Here is a 19,263-nt window from a genome sequence, read left to right as displayed (position 1 = left end):
ATAAAGACCAGGGCTTTGAAGTGTTTGGTGTTTCGTTAGATAATAAAAAAACGGCCTGGGTAAAAGCCATTAAGCAGGATAAAATAAAATATGTACAGGTAATTGATACCGGCGGATGGAACAGTGCAGTTGCAGCAACTTATGGAGTAGAACAAATACCTACTAATTTTTTATTAGATAAAAATGGCAATGTAGTTGCCATTGATGCAGAAGGTAAGGAGCTGGATAAATTGGTGAAGGATTTATTGAAATAAATTATTTATTCATTGTTTTAAAACGAATTGAAGCACCAAGGGCAAAATAATTGTCGGGAGCTTCTTTGTTCAATCCAAATCCGGCAGAAGCGTCAATTTTAAAATTATCGTTAATGTAATATGCAAAACCAGCACCAAAACTATTCTCTGGATTATACTTCTTTGGTCTTCTAAAAGACCCAAATACTTCGATATAGGCAAACCATTCTTCATTAATATTAAACCTTGGCGAAAATGTATACATATAAGCTGGAGGAGAACCAAACCTATTCCAATTCATGCCAATATTATAACCAATTGATATAGTTTCAGATAAAGTATGTAACATAGCAAACCTGAAATTGGCCCCATCTATTGAGTCTTTATATAGAGTACGCAACCGGCGAAAATTGTAATGAGCAATCAATGATGTTTTAGGTCTCAATCCTTTTTCTTGTAAAAAATTAACCTTGCCTCCTAACTGTACATTAGTAATACCTGTATGTGATGTAGTATCATTTACAAACTGCTCTTTTATTGTACTCAATTCTGTTAGTAATCTCAATTCAATCCTGTTCCCAATTCCATATTTTGACAACAATGAGGGGTGCTGTATAAAATGATCTTTCCTGGGATAATGCTTTTCTATTTGCATTAGGAATCCCGTTTCAATTTGCACCCATTTCTTTGGAACTGTAGAAGGGGTATTTGTTTCACCAGGTCGATCTGTTTCAATTTTTTCAACTTGTGCGAATACATTAAGAGAAAAAAGAGTAATCCAAATACTACATATTAGCTTTGCCATTTCTATACGAATTTACAAGTAAATGTATGTCGTCAAAACAAAATAATAATACTAATAGATTTTTTAGTATAATTATTTTTTGGCAATTTTCAATGAAACAAATTCAATTTGAGAGTAAAGTGCTTTGTAATTACAGCATCTTGTAATTAATGTAAAGAAAGTTAAATTTTTTAATGCATGCAATACCACAAAGTGATAATATTCTAAAACATTGATTAGGTATAGGGAAGCTCATCCTAAGTCAACATAAACTATTGATATCTAAAGATATTTTTTAAATTCCCACGACCAATAAATTCTTCACCACTTCCTTACTTAACAGCTTACGTTCCTTTTTATTTATTTTTACCTGGAAAGAATGATCAAACTCCTCAATTGCTTCCACAACTAATTCATCGCCGAGGTTAATATTACTTTTGGTGAGGTATTGTAAAAAACTGTTGCTGTGCTCAGCAACACCTGTAAATTTTACTTTATCACCTTTTACGCAATCCAATAAAGGCTTACTGGTATTTTTTATAAACCGCCCTTTTGCATCTGGTATAAGGTCGCCATGGGGATCGGCTTTAGGGTAGCCTAAATGTTTGTCAAGGTTTTCAATCAGCTCATCACTTATCACATGTTCCAGTTGCTCGGCAATTTCATGCACCTGGTCCCACTTAAATCCCAGGTTGTTAACCAGCCATACTTCCCATAGCCGGTGCTTGCGTATAATACCCAATGCTATAAGTCGTCCATGCTCTGTAAGGCTTACCCCTTTTGACTTTTGATAACTGATCAATTTTTTTGCTGCCATCTTTTTAATAAAATCTGTAACCGATGCGGCATTTATCTGCAGGTTTTCTGCAAGGGCAGAGGTGCTTACCATGGCGCCATTTTTTTCCTGCAGTTTGTAAATAGTTTTCAGGTAATTCTCTTCGGCTAAAGACGTCATGTAAAAATATTTTACACAAAAATGAACTTTTTTTATGAAAAATAAAATTAGGTGAGCCTAAATATGTATTTTTGCTCAAAGAATTATTTTAAAACATTTTCTTAATGAAAAAAATTTATACAGTAGTAGGTTTTCTTTTACTGGCAATTGTGTTTATACAGGCCTGCTCCAAATTGCATCCGGCAGCTCCGGCAGATGATTCTTTATTAGACGGACCAGTGGATGGACTAAGCCATGAACAAAACAGGCAGTTTTTAGCAGGGGATATTGCTTTTAACGATGAGATATTTACAACACAAACAGGATTGGGTTCAATATTTGTGGCAACGAGTTGTGGCAGTTGCCATGCTGGCGATGGTAAGGGGCATCCCTTTACAACACTCACCAGGTTTGGGCAAACAGACAGTACTGGAAATAAATTTCTGCATTTGGGCGGGCCGCAATTGCAAAACAGGGCATTACCTGGTTTTATGCCAGAGCAAATTCCTGCTGGTGCAACATTTTCTAAATTTACACCACCGGCAAATACCGGATTAGGTTTTTTAGAACTGGTTAGTGATGCAGATATTCTTGCAATGGCCGATCCTGCAGATGCAAACGGTGATGGTATTTCAGGAGTACCCAACTGGATTACGTTGCCTTCTTTTATTTCTCCAAATACAAATGCAATAACTCAAAATGGAAAATATATTCACCGCTTTGGAAAAAAAGCTGCGGCCTATAATTTACTGCATCAAACAGTAAATGCGTATAACCAGGATATTGGTATTACATCATCCTTTGCATTAAAAGATGTTTACAGCGGTTTGGATATTGATGCGGAAGTACCTGATAAAACAGTGCTGGATGTAGTGTTTTATCTGCAAACATTAAAAGTACCCATTCAGCGTAATCAAAATGATGCGGAAGTGGTGCAGGGTAAAAATTTATTTATACAAACTGGTTGCGAAGGTTGTCATAAACAAACTTTACAAACCGGTAATTCCTCTGTCATTTCATTATCAAATAAAACGTTTCATCCTTACACAGATTTGCTGCTGCATGATATGGGAGCAGGTTTGGATGATGGCTATACAGAGGGTAATGCTAAAACTTTTGAGTGGCGTACGCCACCATTGTGGGGTTTAGGTTTATCACCCAATTCGCAGGGCGGACAATTTTTTTTGCTGCATGATGGCAGGGCAAAAACTATTGAAGAAGCTATTCAACTGCATGGTGGCGAAGCAGCTTCAAGTAAAAATAAATTTAATCAACTTGCAACAGCAGAAAAAAATGCTGTGATCAAGTTTTTAAAATCGTTATAAAAAATGGACAGAAAAGATTTTATAAAAAGTTGTGGTTTTGCCTGTATTGGCGGAGGGGCATTTTTACAAAGCTGCAACAGCACAAAATTATTAAGCGGTAAAATTGCAGGTGATGATATTATTATTCCTGTTACAGATTTTGAAACTAAAAATGGTAACAATATTTATTTCAAAAAATATATTGTTGTTCAAAATGAAATTTTGCAATATCCCATTTGTGTGTATCGCAAAAATGAAAATGAATACACTGCTTTGTGGATGCGCTGTACACACCAGGGAACAGAGCTGCAGGTGTTTGGCGATAAATTGCAATGCCCGGCGCACGGCAGCGAATTTGATAATATTGGCGGTGTGCAAAATGGCCCGGCAGATGCAAAGCTGAGAACATTTCCGGTTACGATCGAAAACAATCAATTAAAAATTTCATTAAAAGCGGTATGAAAAGATTTTATATCATCACAGCATTTGTATTTATCTATTGCAATGTTGCAAAGGCACAAATAGACCCGACATTATTAAAACGTACACCAACAGATACTGCAAAAAAAACCATGAACATGGATGCGGTGTACAGCCGCCCATTTATTGCTGTTGGTAAATTGCCTGTTTCTTTAGGAGGATACATGGAAGCCAACTGGCAGCACTTAGGCACCGATGGTATTTCTGAAGGGCATCAATTTCAATTTAGAAGAGTAACATTATTTGTGGCATCAACCATTGGTAAAAAATTAAAATTTTTAAGTGAGATAGAATTTGAAGATGGCGGAAAAGAAATTGCTGTGGAGTTTGCTGCACTGGATATTGAATTGCATCCGTTGTTAAATCTACGTGGCGGTATGATCTTAAATCCTATTGGTGCTTTCAATCAAAATCACGATGGGCCTAAGTGGGAGTTTACTGACCGGCCTATTGCTGCTACACAACTTTTGCCAGCAACATGGAGCAATGCAGGCTTTGGTTTGTATGGCAAGCATTATAATAAAGACTGGATGTTTGGTTACGAAGCCTATCTCTCCGGCAATTTTGATAATTCTATTATTGATAATGCAGAAAATAAAACTTTTTTACCTGCAGCTAAAAATAATGCAGAACGTTTTGAAGAAATAAACAGCGGCCTGCCTTTGTTTACCGGAAAGGTTGCGGTAAGAAATAATAAAATAGGAGAGCTGGGTTTGTCGTACATGGGTGGTGTGTACAATAAATTTCAGGATGATGGTTTGCAATTAGATGATAAAAGAAGGGTAGATGTATTTGCAATTGATTTCAACAGTACTATATCAAAACTAAATACATTTATTACCGGCGAATGGGCATGGATAAAAGTAAATGTGCCTGCTACTTTTACACAACAATTTGGTAACAAACAACAGGGAGGTTTTGTTGATATTGTACAACCTGTATTAAAGAAAAAAATGTTTGGCTGGGATAAAGCAACACTCAATATTGCCTGCCGCTTTGAATATGTGGATTGGAACAAAGGAAAATTCACCAGCACTGGCGGTAATATTGCAGAAGATCTGTGGAGCATTATGCCGGCAATAAGTTTCAGGCCAACAGTACAAACAGTGCTTCGGTTAAATTACCGGCATCAGCAGCAAAAAGATATTTTAGGTAACCCGCCTGCAAAAACGGGAGGTTTTATTTTTGGTGTATCTACCTATTTTTAAATATTGAAATTAAATTTATTTTGCAGCCGCTGTACCAATTACTAAATGCTCCAGGTTATGTTCACTAAAATATATTTTGCAAACTTTTTCTGCATCATCTAACAGTTGCTGCAATTTGGGTTGCTTTTTATCTAACAACTGGTAAGCTTTTTTAAAAGCTTCTTCTTCGTTTGAAGTGCCTGTTTGTTGCAGGGCTTCTTTTACAGCAACAATTTTTAGGCCGCTGTCTTTTAATTTACCCAGTTCCGCAATCAGCCAGCTTAAAGAGTAAAAATAATTTTTATCAAGTAAAAGAAAATATGCAGCATCGCCGGCATCGGGCATTTTATTATAGGGAGAAGTAATAATTTCTTTAGTGAGATATTTAGATAAATGTTTTGCAGAAGCTTTTGATTTACTCAATTGAATGCAACCCCGAAATGCCTGCGGATAAATACTGAGCCATCTTAATTTTCTTCTCAGTTCATGCACATCAGCTTCCACATTATCAAAATGAAATTTAGTTTTACCAGTAAACTCCACAATGCCGTAAATAGCCTCTCCATAAAAATCTTTTACGGCTTCAATTTCTTTTTCTTCTTTTAACCAGTCAGCTTCTTCCAGTTTTTTTTGTATCTTTTTTATCCGGTCTGCATTTTCACCCAACCATTCTTTTTCTGTAAGCAATTCATTCAGGCTTTGTATTTTTTCTCTTGCCTGCGCCTGTAAGTAATTAGTAACTGCAGCAGGTATGGTTTTATTTTTGCTGAATTCTTTTGCAAATGAATCGTAAAAATCTATTGCTCCCAGCCCATCTTCTAAAAGTTTAAAATGCTCTTTTAATTTTGCAAACTTTTTTTTATTGTGGATGCTGCTGTACATTTTTGCCAAACCTTCCAGCATAAACAATGGTGTACGTACATTATTCTGGTATAACCATAATGCCGGATTTTTTTGTTTGGCAGATTTGGTTAGTAAAGTTTGCAGTTGAGTAAGAAAAAATTCAAATCTTGCTGAGCCGTTTTTCATTTTTTTTTAATTGAACATTGATTATTGAATGTTGAGTATTTTTTTCAAGAGCAATAAATTAATTACTTTATGATTTCCTCTTCAGGGGGTTAGGGGGCTTCAAAAAAAGCCACGGTACCACCTACCCATTCTTTATCCTTATTGTATCTTGTACCAATCATTTTCCCTTTGCTTAATCTTGCAAGGTTGTGTACCGCTTTTGGCCTTGTCCAGCCATCTTTCCAAAAATAAAATAAACGAATTTCTGCTTTAGCAAGTATATCAGGCGTTTCAATTACATCTGCATATTTTACTTTGCGTTGCAGTATCCAGTTCTCCGGGTCTTTTACTTCGTCAATATCTTTTTGTGTTACATCAATTACCACACCCATGCCTGCAAAAGAAAACAAAGGCTTCAATACATAGTTTTCTAAATCACCCGGCATTTGTTTTAACTCATTTAAAAAATAAGTTTGTGGTACGTATGCATTTTTAATAAATGGTAAAGTAAATTTACTGATGCGGTAAAACCAATTGGGGTGCGGCACCCATTCCACATCATAATTTTTTGTAAGGTCAATAATTTCTCCAAGACCTTCCTGCTTTTGCAGGTCATCAAAAATTAAACGGTTGTAAATTCTTTTGATTGGGGTTTTTACACCATTGTTATCATAAAATAATGCAGTGCCTTCGGCAATTAGTTTAGTAAGACAAACCGTTTTTATACCCAAAACTTCTTCGGTACAATAAAAATCAATTCTTGTTTTTTGTTGCTCCGGAAATATTTCCAGCAGTATTACATTTTCAGAATTTAGATCTCCAACTATAATTTCCTTAAACAATTTTAAATAAGAAGTTTTGTCATAACCGTTTAAATAAGCAGAAAAGTTTGAAGGTAAATCAGCATAAGCCGCAGTTATTTCGCTGTGAAAAGCCTGGAAAGCAAACAAGGTAGGAAAGCCCTGCATTTCTATTAATTGCGGCTCCAGCTGGCCGTTATCGTTTTGGCAAATGCCAAAATCGAAAGCGATAAAATGAGAATGATTATTTTGATGAGGTACTTTTACATTTGCAGGAATGCCTCTTTCAGTTACTGTGATAAATTTTTCATCAACAATTACATCGATAATATCTTCGCAGGCATCCAGCATTTTTTTTGTAAAATCTTTTGGAATAAAAATGGGTGTTTCTGCAACCCTGAAATCTAAAGAACCCGGGTGGAGCGATTCTATTTCTTTAATATAAGCGGCATATTTTTCTTTAGTAAAATTGCTGTTGAATTGCTGCCTTAATTCCTTTATCATGCAATTAATTTTTACAGTAAATAAATGAGTACACTAAAAATAAACAATAAAATTCAATTGGGAAGTTTAAAAAATTTGTAACAGAAAGTGCAGCTTAAACTGCAACCGGCTGCATGTTTTCTACAGCGGAGTTTAAAAAATTGGGGAGTATGTGGGCATAGGTCCACATTATTTTATCGGGGTCATTTAAATGATCAATCATGGCTTCCCATTTCTCTTGCCCGTAATTTTCTATCACCGTTTTTTTCTTATCGGTTGTTTGCAAATGCATGCTCATACCCACGGCATCAGCTTCGGGGTGAAACTGTGTACCGATCATATTTTCGTTAAAGCGAATAGCCATGATGGCTCTTTCTAATGGTATATGCGGCCGTTCTTTTTCTATGGCTAAAATGCCGGCACCCATCTGGTGTAATTTATTGTGGTTGGGTTCCACCACCTGAAAATCCCTGCTGTCAACCGAATAAAAAGGATTTTTTAAACCGCTGAAAACGGGTTCATCATTTCCGGCAGGTAAAAGGTGCATAGGAAAAACACCAAAAGCAGTACTTTTTCTTTTACAAACCGTAGCAATTTTAAAATGCCTGCAGGCCAACTGGTAGCTGTGACAAATAAAAAATACTTTTTTCTTTACAACATTAGCATCGTTGGCATTCCACACCATCAAATTATCTAACCAGTTAAAATATATTTTTTCCCATTCGCTGCCTTCGCTTTCTAATGGGCTGCCCGGGCCGCCGCTGCTGATGTAAATGTCGTAATCTAATGCCGGTATTTGCTGTTGCTGCCTCACTTCAAATTCATCCCATTCCAAATCAATATTATTGGCATCGCTGAACTGGTTTAAAATTTCACGGATACAACGCATGCCCTGGTTGGGCTTGCCTTCATTCATATCTAAAATTGCCACACGTACTGCTTTTTTATCAGTCCAATTCATTATGCAAACATAACAATTTTTTAAAAGACGGGGTTTGCTTTACTCCATTTAAGTTACTAACGATATGTGAATTAAACCCGGCTTAGATAACAACAAAAAAATAAAAACATGATATATTTCCATTAAGTTAATGACCAATCTCAGTGTTTTGTGGTGTTGTTTTATGCATCTTGTGTAACATTTTATTACAATATGGTTATAAGCCAACCCCATTTGCAACACGATAAATTGTTGTTTAATTATTGTACTACCTGCCAGCCTGCGCCTGGCAGTGCAGATGAATTAAAACAATTTGAAATAATACAAAAAAGTTTTAGTAACCAGTTTGAATTATTTTTTCCTGATAATTTTGCGCCTAAAACAATTGTTGTAATACCCAGCCTTACACTCGATCAGGAAGTTTTAGCAAAAGTAGATGGGGCCATGCATTACGAAGAAAGATTATTGTGTTTGCTGATGTTATTGCGTATGCCCCGTACGCATGTTGTGTATGTAAGCAGTGCGCCAATTGATCCGGTTATAATTGATTATTATTTACATTTACTGCCCGGCATTACAGGTTATCATGCAAGAGAAAGATTAACGATGCTCAGTTGTTATGATATTGCTCCTATTGCGTTAACGCAAAAAATTTTACAACGGCCAAGGTTAATAGAAAGAATAAAACAACACATCCCTTTTGGGCATGTGGCACATATTGCCTGTTTTAATACAACAAATTACGAGAGAACTTTATCGGTAAGGCTGGGCATTCCCATTTACGGTTGCGACCCATCATTAATTAACCTCGGCAATAAAAGTGGCGGCAGAAAAGTTTTTTTAAAGACAGGTGTGCCAATGCCTCCGGGTGCAGAAGATTTAAAAACCTACGAAGATATTGTGCATGCTGTGGCAGCATTAAAAGATATGTATCCCGAAATAAAAAGGGCAGTAATAAAATTGAATGATGGATTTTCAGGAGAAGGTAATGCGATAATAAAATATCCTGAAGGGCTTGATAAAAAAGAAATGTTTAACTGGATACATCATAACCTGAATAAAAAAATAGTGCCTGTTGCAAAAGATCTGAGTGCCGCATTTTTTTTAGAAAAATTTAATGAAATGGGAGGCATTGTGGAAGCGTTTGTGGAAGGCGAAATAAAGACTTCTCCATCAGTGCAATGCAGGATAAACCCTTCAGGCGAAATAGATATCATCAGTACGCATGACCAACTACTGAGCGGCGAAGATGCACAGGTTTTTGTAGGGGCACATTTTCCTGCGGATAATTGTTACAGTAAAACAATTAGTGATTTAGGAAAAATAATTTCGATGCAGTTAAAAAAAGAAGGTGTGCTGGGAAGATTTAGTATTGATTTTATTTCGGTAAAAGAAAATGACGAATGGACACATTATGCTATAGAAATAAATTTACGCAAAGGCGGCACAACCCACCCTTTTTTAATGCTGCAGTTTTTAACTGATGGGTATTATGATGAAGCCAATGGTATATTTAAAACACACGATGACCGACCCAGGTATTATTTTGCATCTGATAATGTACAGAGCGATTTTTATAAAGGGTTAACACCACAGGATTTGATTAACATTGCCATGTATCACGGATTACATTTTGATGGTGCTGCACAAAAAGGTGTAATGTTTCACATGATAGGTGCCTTATCGCAATTTGGAAAAATGGGGATGGTTTGTATTGGAGCCTCGCCTGAAGAAGCGGAGGCATTATACAAAAAAACAATTGAAGTGCTGGATGCTGAAACAGCATTGCAGTAAAAATTTATTTTAAAACTTCCACCTCACAAAAGCTTCCATTGCTGCATATTGTGTTAAACCCAATTGTGCATATAGTTTTGCCGTGCTGGCATTGCGCTCTTCGGCACGTTGCCAAAACTCACGGCTGTCACTGCCCTGAAAAGGCACACTGTCTTTTTGCGATTGATGAATAAAAATACCATGGCGTTTTTTTACAACCTGGTCCGGGCTCATGGGTATGGCCATTTCAATTTCAGTAATATCCCATTCCTGCCAGGCACCTTTGTATAACCATAGCCAGCAGTTGTTGATCCAATCGTTTTCAACTTTCAACTTTAAACTTTCAACTTTCAATCTCTTTAACGCTTCAATTACTACATCAAAACAAACTTTGTGTGTACCATGCGGATCAGCAAAATCGCCGGCGCAATAAATTTGATGCGGTTTAATTTCATTTAACAATGCCATTGTTATTTCAACATCCGCTTCACCCATCGGATTTTTTTCAATGGTTCCAGTTTCGTAAAAAGGTAAATTTTGAAAATGAATTTGATCATCTTTAAGCCCCACATATTTGCAGGTAGCTTTTGCTTCGCATCTTCTTATTAAACCTTTAATAGCACGTATTTCTGCGGTATCTTTTTCGGTAGATTTTTTTGTTTTTAAAAATGCTGTTGCAGTATCTAAAATATTTTTGCTTTTTGTTTCATCAATATCAAACATGTTTTCAAACCCCACAGCAAAATCAATAAAACGTGTAACAAATTCATCTGTAACGGCAATGTTGCCACTTGTTTGATACGCTACATGTACATCATGGCCCTGGTCGTGCAATCGCATAAATGTGCCACCCATACTTATGATATCATCATCGGGGTGAGGGGAGAAGAGAATAACTTTTTTTGGATAAGGTTCGCTGCGTTCAGGATGTTTATGATTGGAAGAATTTTGTTTTCCTCCCGGCCAGCCGGTGATAGAATCTCTCAGCATATAAAACACATCGAGATTGATATCGTAAGCATTTCCTTTTTCTGTAAGCAAATCATTCAATCCATTATCATTATAATCTTCGGTAGTTAAACTCAATACCGGCTTTTTTACTTTTAATGCCAGGTTAATAACGGCACGGCGTACCATCTTTGGTGTCCACTCACACTCACCCGTAAGCCAGGGGCTTTTAAACCGGGTTAATTCACATGCTGCGGCTTCATCCACCACAAAAGTGCAATCATCATGATTTTGTAAAAGCGATGCAGGTATTTCTTCTGTATCATCCAGCTCCACCGCTTTTTGTATTACAGGAGCTTTAGTTTGCCCCCATGCCATTAAAATTATTTTTTTACTTTTTAAAATAGTACTGATGCCCATGGTGATGGCCATACGTGGCACATCGCTCATGTTGCCAAAATCATAAGCATTAGCAATACGGGTGCTGTTATCTAAAGTAACCAATCTTGTTTTGCTGTACATGCCGCTGCCCGGTTCGTTAAAACCAATATGGCCATTTACACCAATGCCTAATATTTGCAGATCTAATCCGCCTGCTGCTTCAATTTGTTTTTCATAATCTAAACAATGTTCTTTAATAGTATCTTTTGCAATTAATCCGTCAGGCAGGTGATAATTCTCCGGATTGATATCCGTATGTTCAAATAAATTCTTCCGCATAAAGTAATGATAGCTTTGCAGTGCATCTTTCTCCATGGGATAATACTGGTCTAAATTAAAAGTGATCACATTTTTAAAACTTAAACCTTCTTCTTTATGCATGCGTACCAAATGTGCATACAATGTTTTGGGCGATGAGCCCGTAGCAAGGCCGATAACTGTTTTTTTTCCTTCTTTTTCTTTTTGCTTTATCAGATCTGCAATTTGCTGCGCTACAAATGCCGAACCATCAGTAGGGGTAGCAAATATTTTTACGGCAATTTTTTCTAACGAGTCGGTGAGATCGATTTTGGTCATAATGATGAATAGGTGAGTGGATACAAATTTAAGGTTTTATTTATTTTTTGCTTGCCCCGATTTTTTCTGGGAACCCAGCTTTAGAATTGCTATTTGTCTTCAGTGGTCTGGCCCAGGCGAGACACTCTTGTACGGCATATCTTTATTGAACTTTTATCACAGCGTTGATTGCAGAAATTTTAAAATCCTTTTAATCTTATTAATCCTTCAAAATCAGCGTTCACACATTCTCCTATTCCACCTCAATCTCATCTGCAAATAACCATGCCGCATTACCAGCACCGGGATTGCCTGAAGGAATGATACCAAAATTTTTTGCCATCACACGAATGTAGCGGCATCTTTGTTGGCCGGGGATTTCAATTTTGGAAATGTTTTTTCCCTGTGCAATATCAACGCTTAACATTTTATCAGGCGGGCCAAGCAAAGCATTTTTTCCAGTATCTATCGAGTACATATAAGTTACTTCAACTTTTGATGGCAAATATATCCAGCTGCCGTTTTGTTCCAGTGTATGCAGCGTAACTTTTTTAATATCCATCACAGCACCTAAATCAATGGTGGCATCTAAATCTTTTCCTAAAAAACCTAAAAACTCATTGCCCTTTGATAAACCTTTTTCGTTCTGTACACCGTTCACTAAAGTAAAGACACCATCACCTGGGTAACTTACACTGGGGTCGTTTGCTATAGTAATTTTTTTGCCAGTGGCTTTGTTGAATGAGAATTTTTGTTTTAGTTGATTTCCTATTTTCTTAGAATCGGATGATTGTATCCATGCTGTGCATTCATAGTTTGTCAATAATAGTCTGATTGGTTCACTATAAATATTCAATCTGCTGTCTTCATCACCTAATAAATAAACAATTTTGTCTTTGGTATTTTTGCTTTCTAATTTCCAGAACACTCCGTCATAATTTGCACCGGGAATTACCGTTGCCTGCAAATCGTAATACGCCTTACTATAATTAGTTTTCTCTCTATCTAATCTTTCAAAAATACCTGGTAATCTTTTTTCAAAGTCATTCCAGTTTCTTTTTTCCTTCGGGCTCCACAAAACTTCACTCAATGCCATCATTCGTGGAAAGATCATGTACTCTACTTTGCTGTTGTTCTTAATGTATTCCGTCCACAGATTGCCTTGTGCACCTAAAATATATTTTGCCTGCTCGGCATTTAATACAGCAGGTACTGGTTCGTAACTATATACTTTTTCCAATGGTAAATAGCCACCAATGGTAACACTGTCTTCATTTTTACTCTGGCTGTGGTCTAAATAACAATGGCTGCCGGGTGTCATCACTACATCATGATTTTGTTTGGCAGCTTCAATGCCGCCTTCTTCGCCACGCCAGCTCATTACTGCTGCGTTGGGTGCAAGGCCGCCTTCTAAAATTTCGTCCCAGCCAATAATTTTTTTGCTTTTGCTGTTAATATATTTTTCTATGCGTTGTATAAAATAACTCTGCAGCCCATGCTCATCTTTTAAATTATTGGCTGCAATTAGTTGTTGACAAAATGGTGAACGCTTCCACGATTCTTTCGGGCATTCATCGCCGCCAATATGAATATATTTTGACGGGAATAAGGGCATCACTTCATCCAAAACATTTTCTAAAAAATTAAAAGTATAATCAGTGGGAGCAAACACATCTTCAAAAACACCCCAAGTTTGCTGCACCTGCTTTCCTTTGCGGCTGCCCGCCCACGGTGTACCCGGTAAAACTTTTGTATCCTCTTCGGGAAAACAACTCAGCTGCGGATAAGCCGCAATAGCTGCCGAAGCATGGCCGGGCATTTCAATTTCCGGTATCACATCAATATATCTTTCTGCCGCATATTGCACTACTTCTTTTATTTGCTGTTGGGTGTAAAAACCACCGTATCGAATACTGTCGTTGCTTTTGCCGGGGTAACGGCCGGTGATAGTGCCATTTCTAAATCCACCCACTTGTGTTAGCAATGGATATTTTTTTATTTCGATGCGCCAGCCCTGGTCATCGGTTAAATGCCAATGAAAAGTATTGAATTTATAAGCCGCTAAATAATCAATATATTTTTTTATAAAAGCAACAGGGTAAAAGTGTCGGGCAACATCGAGGTGCATGCCGCGGTATTTAAAACGTGGATAATCGCTAATGTATAATTGAGAAATGGTAAGGTTATTTTTTGATTCAGGCATGAACTGAAACAAAGTTTGGAGGCCATAAAAAAATCCCTGCGGAGTACCAGCCCCAATAAGAATTCCATTGTCTGCTATTTTAATTGCATAAGATCCAATACCGGCGCCATACATTTTTCCATCATGTACAAATCTTATTGAATTAATAATATTTTTTTTACTGTAAGTTATTTTTTCCAGTTTTAAAGCGTAATTATTAAAAATGAAATCATGTAAGAGTGTGCCAAATTTTTCGGGTAATCCGCTGGCAATTATTTTTGTGTTTTTATTAATAGTGAAGCTTCCTTTGCCCATCTTCAAGTCTGCAGGCATTGGCACAATATTTAATTGCGAAAAACATTTTGCTGATACCAGCAGACATAGTATTAGAAAATATTTTTTCATAAAAATTTTATTTATTTCTTTTTAATTTCCGAATGATTCATTCGGAAATTCATTTTATTGATTAAATTTTTTTTCAATTGCCCCGGCCTTCAGGCAGAGGTTACAATAAAAGGGAATTTCAGGCTTTAGCCAAATTGCTTAATTTTTTTTGTTTGGCTAAAGCCTCATCTTTAAATAAATTATATCCCGGCCTAAAGGCCGGGGCAATTCAAAACTCATTTTTTAAAAATATAAAATAACTAAAGGCAATACAATTATCTCAACTAATTTTTTAAAACCGGCAACACAATCTTACTTGCATTAACTCCATCATGATAAATCTTTATAGTTGCTTTTTGAAAATCACTATCACTGCAATGATAGATATCTGTAAAAATTTGTGGGTTCCTGTCGGCAATGGGAAACCAGCTGCTTTGTATTTGGATCATTATTTTATGGCCTTTTTTAAACGTGTGGGCCACATCCGGTAAGGTATATTTTACAGGTGTAATTTTATTTGGCACAAATGGTTCCGGCCTTTCAAAACTGTTGCGGAATTTGCCTCTCATAATTTCGCCACGAACCAACATTTGATAACCACCCATGGGGTAATCTTTTCCATTACCTTTTGCAAAAACTGGTTCATCATATTTAAAATCATCAGGAAAAACATCAATCAGTTTTACAACAAAATCTGCATCGGTGGTACTAATGCTTACCATTAAATCGGCAACTAACGGTCCGGCCAAAGTAACATCTTCATTTAAAATTCCTGAAGTAAAAGTTAATACATCGGGTCTGCGGTTTGCAAAGCGCTGGTCGTCGGTCATATATTCTCTTGTTCTGTCTAAATGTACATCTTCGGTATAAGGAACAGGATGAAACGGATCGCTGATGTATTCGCTGTAGTTTTTATTCTCGTCTTTTTTTAATGCTTTCGTTTTTTGTGTGCTATCCATTCGGGGCATTGCCAAAGTAAGATCGTTGCCGGCATTTAAAAATGCGTTGAAGTATTCCACATTTTGCGATGGCCATTGCTCAAATCTTCTCCATTCATTTTCTCCACTAAAAAAAATATTGGCTTCTGCAATATCATGTACGGTGCCTTTTAACTTTAAATAAAAATTAAAAAAAGGTATTTCAATATTGCGCTGATAAAATTCGCTGGTTTTTGCACCAAATCTTACGTTGCCTAAATAGCTGCCTTCGCTTCTGCCGCCCCAGCCACCATGAAACCATGGCCCCATCACCAAACGGTTATCCGTGTTCTTACTTTTTTCTTCAATGGCTTTGTATAGTTCCCATGCACCAAAGCAATCTTCTGCATCAAATAATCCACCTACCACCAGCATGGCGGGTTTTATATTAGTTACAAAATTTCTGGGGTTTCTTGCCTTCCACCACTCATCGTAATTGGGGTGGTTCATTAAATCTTTCCAAAATGCAATACTGTCGCCCATTATTTTACTAAAGTTTTTTATTGCACCGGTTTTTAAAAAGAAATCATAATTATCCTGCGAAGGAATATTAAAACCTTCTTCACCCACCATTGTTGGTTTGGGCCTTGGCTTTCCAAAACCACTGTAAAAATTAAAAGCATCCATTTGCATAAACGCACCATTGTGATGAAAATCATCTCCAATAAACCAATCGGTAACGGGTGCCTGCGGACTAACTGCTTTTAATGCCGGATGATTGCTTAAAGCCGCCATGGTACTGTAAAAGCCGGGATAAGAAATACCAAATACACCCACACGTTTATTATTACCCGGAATATTATTTATCATCCATTCAATTGCATCATACGTATCGCTTGCCTCGTCGAATTCTTTGTTTTTTTTATTTGGATTAAAAGGCCTTACATCCACAAAATTTCCTTCACTCATCCATTTGCCACGAACATCCTGGATGGCGATAATGTACCCTTCTTTTAAATAATTTATCCAGTAAGAATTATAGAGTGCTGCATTAAATTTATCTTCTCCGTAAGGCGAACAGGTGTACGGCGTACGTTTAAAAAGTATGGGATGTTTTGCAGATGAATCTTTGGGAATGTAAAATGCAGTAAATAATTTACTGCCGTCCCTCATGGGTAACAGGCGTTCAATTTTATAATAATTATCTCTTACCCAAACAGAATCTTTATTTTGAGCTGTTATTTTTAAAAAAGAAATGGATAAAAAAAGGAAGAACAAAAAATATTTTTTCATTTTATAGTTGTTTGAGTGTTAAATTTAATGAATCTAAATTGTTTATCATGGCAAATAATGAAGAACTGATCAATAAATTTTATACGGCATTTAATAAATTGGATGCTGCGGGCATGAACAGTTGCTACAGCGATGATATCATTTTCTTTGATCCGGTGTTTGGCTTATTGCGTGGCAACGAAGCAAGATCGATGTGGTCCATGCTTTGTAAAAATGCTAAAGACTTTTCGTTAACCTATGGTAATATCATTCACCTGGATGAAGAGTTCAGCACCTGCGATTGGGTAGCTACTTACACTTTTAGCAAAACCGGAAAAAAAGTAGTAAATAAAGTAAGGGCCAACATGAAATTTGCTGATGGAAAAATTATTGAACACAGCGATGCTTTTAGTTTACATAAATGGAGTGCACAGGCGCTGGGCTTTAGCGGTTGGCTGCTGGGATGGAATAAATTTTTTCAGAACAAAATAAAAAATGGTGCAAAGAAAAACTTGCTGAAATATATGCAGCAGGTGCAATAAGGATTTACAGGCATAACGGCAAGCAACGTTAAATTAGATTTTGTTGTGATAACTGAGCATACTTGCATTTTGTAAAAATTATGGCTATTTTGTTTAAAATCTATTTCTTTAACCTAAACCTTCAAGCATGAACACAGAATTTTTAAACAACATTAACTGGCTGGCTGTAATTGTTGCAGGCATTGCCTACTGGGTACTGGGTGCCTTATGGTATTCAAAACTATTGTTTGCCAAAAAATGGCTGGAGCACACTAAAATTAACCCTAACGACCCCGAAGCAAAAAAAGGAATGGGGATGATGTTTGGCGGCTCTTTAGTAATGATGGTGTTAACAGCAGTTGGCATTGCTATACTGGTAAACCGGTTAGATTTAACTGCCTGTTGGATGAGTGGAGTTAAACTGGGTGCAATTACAGGATTGTTATTTGGTTCAACAGCAATATCAATTTCTTACCTGTACGAAAAAAGGCCTGCAGGTTTGTATTTAATTAATTGCGGCTACACGGTACTGGGAAATATTATAGCAGCTGTAATAATATGCTGCTGGCAATAAATATTTTGTGGTTTGCATTTTAATAAACCTGTAAGATTTTAAAAACCTTACAGGTTTATAATTTATTCTACCGTAGTTACTTTCATAATATTTGTGGGCAGGTGCAAATCAACAGGCGTACTGCCGGTGTTTACCACCACATCGCCGGTTTTTAAAAATCCTCTTTGTTTTAATATTTCTATTTCATCATAGATAATATCATCCAAACTTTCTTCTTCGGCATAATAAATTGCCCTAACGCCCCAGCTTAAGCTAAGCTGATTAATTAATGTTTTTTCTTTACTGAAAATATACAGTGGAGATTTTGGCCTGTAACTGCTGAGCATAAAACCGGTGTAGCCACTTTGCGTCATACCAATTAAAGCAGCAGCTTTTGTATCCTGCGCCAGTTTGCAGGCACTGTAACAAACTGCATCGCTTAAAAAAGAAGGTGAATGCGGTTGGGGTTTTAAAATATCATCCCTGTCGTAATCGTACACCGTTCTTTCTACTTCTAAAATAATTTTACTCATCATTTCCACTACCAAAGTCGGGTAATCTCCCATGGCAGTTTCGCCACTCAGCATTACTGCATCTGCACCTTCTAAAACTGCATTGGCAACATCGGTAACTTCACTGCGGTTGGGTTTCGTACGTTCCATCATACTCTCCATCATTTGCGTAGCCACAATTACAGGCTTTGCACGGTGCATGCATTTGCGTATCAAATCTTTTTGAATAATGGGCACTTGCTCAATGGGCACTTCCACACCTAAATCGCCACGTGCCACCATTATGCCATCGCTCTCTACTATAATATCCCTGATGTTTTTTAATGCTTCAGGCATTTCTATTTTAGCAATAACTTTTATTTTGCTATTCCTGGCCTTAATTCTTTTTTTAAGATCAGTAATATCAATTGCTTTTCTTACAAAAGAAAGTGCCACCCAATCTAAATTATTATCAATAATAAATTCCAGGTCTTCAATATCTTTTGGTGTAAGCGAGGGCATGGTTAATTCGCTATCGGGCAGGTTTACACCTTTTTTTGGTAACAGTGTTCCGCCTAAACTAACCCTTATTAAAACTTCTTTATCATTCAATACTTTTTTTAATTCCACTTCCATTTTTCCATCATCAAAAAAAATGCGTTCGCCGGGCTTTACATCAGTGGCGAGGTTTTGATAGCTCACATATATTTTACTTTTTGTGCCTACAATTTTTTCGGTAGTTAAAATAATTTCATCGCCTTCTTTTAGTTCTAAACTGCCGCCTTCCAGTTCTCCAACTCTTAATTTAGGACCCTGCAAATCGCCAAGTATGGCAATATTGTAAGGTTCTTTTTTATTTATTTCACGGATGTATTGTATTATTTGCGATTTGGCTTCGTAAGCACCATGAGAAAAATTTAAACGAAAAACATTTACACCGGCTTTTACCAACGCTAACAGTTCATCAAGGGCTGCGCCGTTATCCCGGTTGAAGAACCAGTAGACCAGCGCGGGAATGACCATGCCACCAATCGCCGCGGCACCGGGCAGGACGACCTGGGAAGGTTTCGACA

Annotated in this window: 16 protein-coding genes; 7 read left to right on the top strand and 9 right to left on the bottom strand. The window is 36.8% G+C overall.

All coding sequences use genetic code 11. The features are described 5' to 3' along the window. Positions 1–254 (top strand): peroxiredoxin family protein (locus ACY651_RS16880; protein ID WP_462254668.1); only part of this gene is annotated, 254 nt, incomplete at its 5' end. 1 nt (position 255) lies between these two features. On the opposite strand, the gene ACY651_RS16875 is transcribed toward ACY651_RS16880, so the two are convergent. Next, positions 256–1,038, bottom strand: coding sequence for a transporter (locus tag ACY651_RS16875; RefSeq protein WP_462254667.1), 783 nt, complete (start codon positions 1,036–1,038; stop codon positions 256–258). A gap of 274 nt (positions 1,039–1,312) precedes the next feature. Next, positions 1,313–1,972 (bottom strand): metal-dependent transcriptional regulator, encoded by a 660-nt coding sequence (locus ACY651_RS16870; protein WP_462254666.1) that lies wholly within the window; start codon positions 1,970–1,972, stop codon positions 1,313–1,315. Between the two features lie 104 nt (positions 1,973–2,076). Between ACY651_RS16870 and ACY651_RS16865 the strand changes: the two genes are divergently transcribed. Genes ACY651_RS16865 through ACY651_RS16855 form a run of 3 tightly spaced genes read left to right on the top strand, consistent with a single transcriptional unit; the run spans position 2,077 to position 4,943 of the window. Continuing rightward, a complete protein-coding gene (locus ACY651_RS16865; RefSeq protein WP_462254665.1) occupies positions 2,077–3,276 on the top strand; it encodes a di-heme oxidoredictase family protein in 1,200 nt (399 codons plus the stop codon). A 3-nt stretch (positions 3,277–3,279) separates the two neighbouring features. Further along, complete coding sequence (locus tag ACY651_RS16860; protein ID WP_462254664.1) at positions 3,280–3,717, top strand: Rieske (2Fe-2S) protein; 438 nt, start codon at positions 3,280–3,282, stop codon at positions 3,715–3,717. Further along, positions 3,714–4,943 carry a hypothetical protein gene (locus ACY651_RS16855; RefSeq protein WP_462254663.1) on the top strand — a complete coding sequence of 410 codons (1,230 nt, stop codon included), beginning with the start codon at positions 3,714–3,716 and terminating at the stop codon, positions 4,941–4,943. Before ACY651_RS16860 ends, ACY651_RS16855 begins: the two co-directional genes overlap by 4 nt. Positions 4,944–4,958: 15 nt before the next feature. Here ACY651_RS16855 and ACY651_RS16850 read toward each other — a convergent pair whose 3' ends face one another. The 3 genes from ACY651_RS16850 to ACY651_RS16840 all read right to left on the bottom strand — a co-directional run bounded on the left by ACY651_RS16850 (position 4,959) and on the right by ACY651_RS16840 (position 8,174). Beyond that, entirely contained in the window at positions 4,959–5,951 is a 993-nt protein-coding gene (locus ACY651_RS16850) for a hypothetical protein (protein WP_462254662.1), read from the bottom strand. Positions 5,952–6,040: 89 nt separating this feature from the next. After that, complete coding sequence (locus ACY651_RS16845) at positions 6,041–7,234, bottom strand: hypothetical protein (RefSeq protein ID WP_462254661.1); 1,194 nt, start codon at positions 7,232–7,234, stop codon at positions 6,041–6,043. Positions 7,235–7,328: 94 nt separating this feature from the next. Continuing rightward, positions 7,329–8,174: a type 1 glutamine amidotransferase gene (locus ACY651_RS16840; RefSeq protein ID WP_462254660.1), complete on the bottom strand. Its 846-nt coding sequence runs from the start codon at positions 8,172–8,174 to the stop codon at positions 7,329–7,331. A 213-nt stretch (positions 8,175–8,387) separates the two neighbouring features. On the opposite strand from ACY651_RS16840, the gene ACY651_RS16835 reads away from it, so the two are divergent. Then, complete coding sequence (locus tag ACY651_RS16835; protein WP_462254659.1) at positions 8,388–9,947, top strand: peptide ligase PGM1-related protein; 1,560 nt, start codon at positions 8,388–8,390, stop codon at positions 9,945–9,947. A gap of 9 nt (positions 9,948–9,956) precedes the next feature. Here the strand turns inward: ACY651_RS16835 and nagB are convergent, their stop codons facing one another. The 3 genes from nagB to ACY651_RS16820 form a co-directional block, all read right to left on the bottom strand. Continuing rightward, positions 9,957–11,891 (bottom strand): glucosamine-6-phosphate deaminase, encoded by a 1,935-nt coding sequence (gene nagB, locus ACY651_RS16830; RefSeq protein ID WP_462254658.1) that lies wholly within the window; start codon positions 11,889–11,891, stop codon positions 9,957–9,959. Positions 11,892–12,123: 232 nt separating this feature from the next. Further along, positions 12,124–14,457 carry a beta-N-acetylhexosaminidase gene (locus ACY651_RS16825; protein WP_462254657.1) on the bottom strand — a complete coding sequence of 778 codons (2,334 nt, stop codon included), beginning with the start codon at positions 14,455–14,457 and terminating at the stop codon, positions 12,124–12,126. A 263-nt stretch (positions 14,458–14,720) separates the two neighbouring features. Continuing rightward, positions 14,721–16,646: a CocE/NonD family hydrolase gene (locus ACY651_RS16820; protein ID WP_462254656.1), complete on the bottom strand. Its 1,926-nt coding sequence runs from the start codon at positions 16,644–16,646 to the stop codon at positions 14,721–14,723. 47 nt (positions 16,647–16,693) lie between these two features. On the opposite strand from ACY651_RS16820, the gene ACY651_RS16815 reads away from it, so the two are divergent. Further along, a complete protein-coding gene (locus ACY651_RS16815; protein WP_462254655.1) occupies positions 16,694–17,167 on the top strand; it encodes a nuclear transport factor 2 family protein in 474 nt (157 codons plus the stop codon). 127 nt (positions 17,168–17,294) lie between these two features. After that, positions 17,295–17,720, top strand: a complete 426-nt coding sequence (locus ACY651_RS16810; RefSeq protein WP_462254654.1) for a DUF1761 domain-containing protein — start codon at positions 17,295–17,297, stop codon at positions 17,718–17,720. 62 nt (positions 17,721–17,782) lie between these two features. Here the strand turns inward: ACY651_RS16810 and pyk are convergent. After that, positions 17,783–19,263, bottom strand: a 1,481-nt coding sequence (gene pyk, locus ACY651_RS16805) for a pyruvate kinase (protein ID WP_462254653.1), incomplete at its 5' end; no start/stop codon positions are given.

The sequence above is a fragment of the Ferruginibacter sp. genome (genome assembly GCF_031391665.1).
Taxonomy (GTDB): domain Bacteria; phylum Bacteroidota; class Bacteroidia; order Chitinophagales; family Chitinophagaceae; genus Ferruginibacter.
Note: the sequence above shows the minus strand (reverse complement) of the source record. Positions and strands in the feature narration are given on the sequence as shown.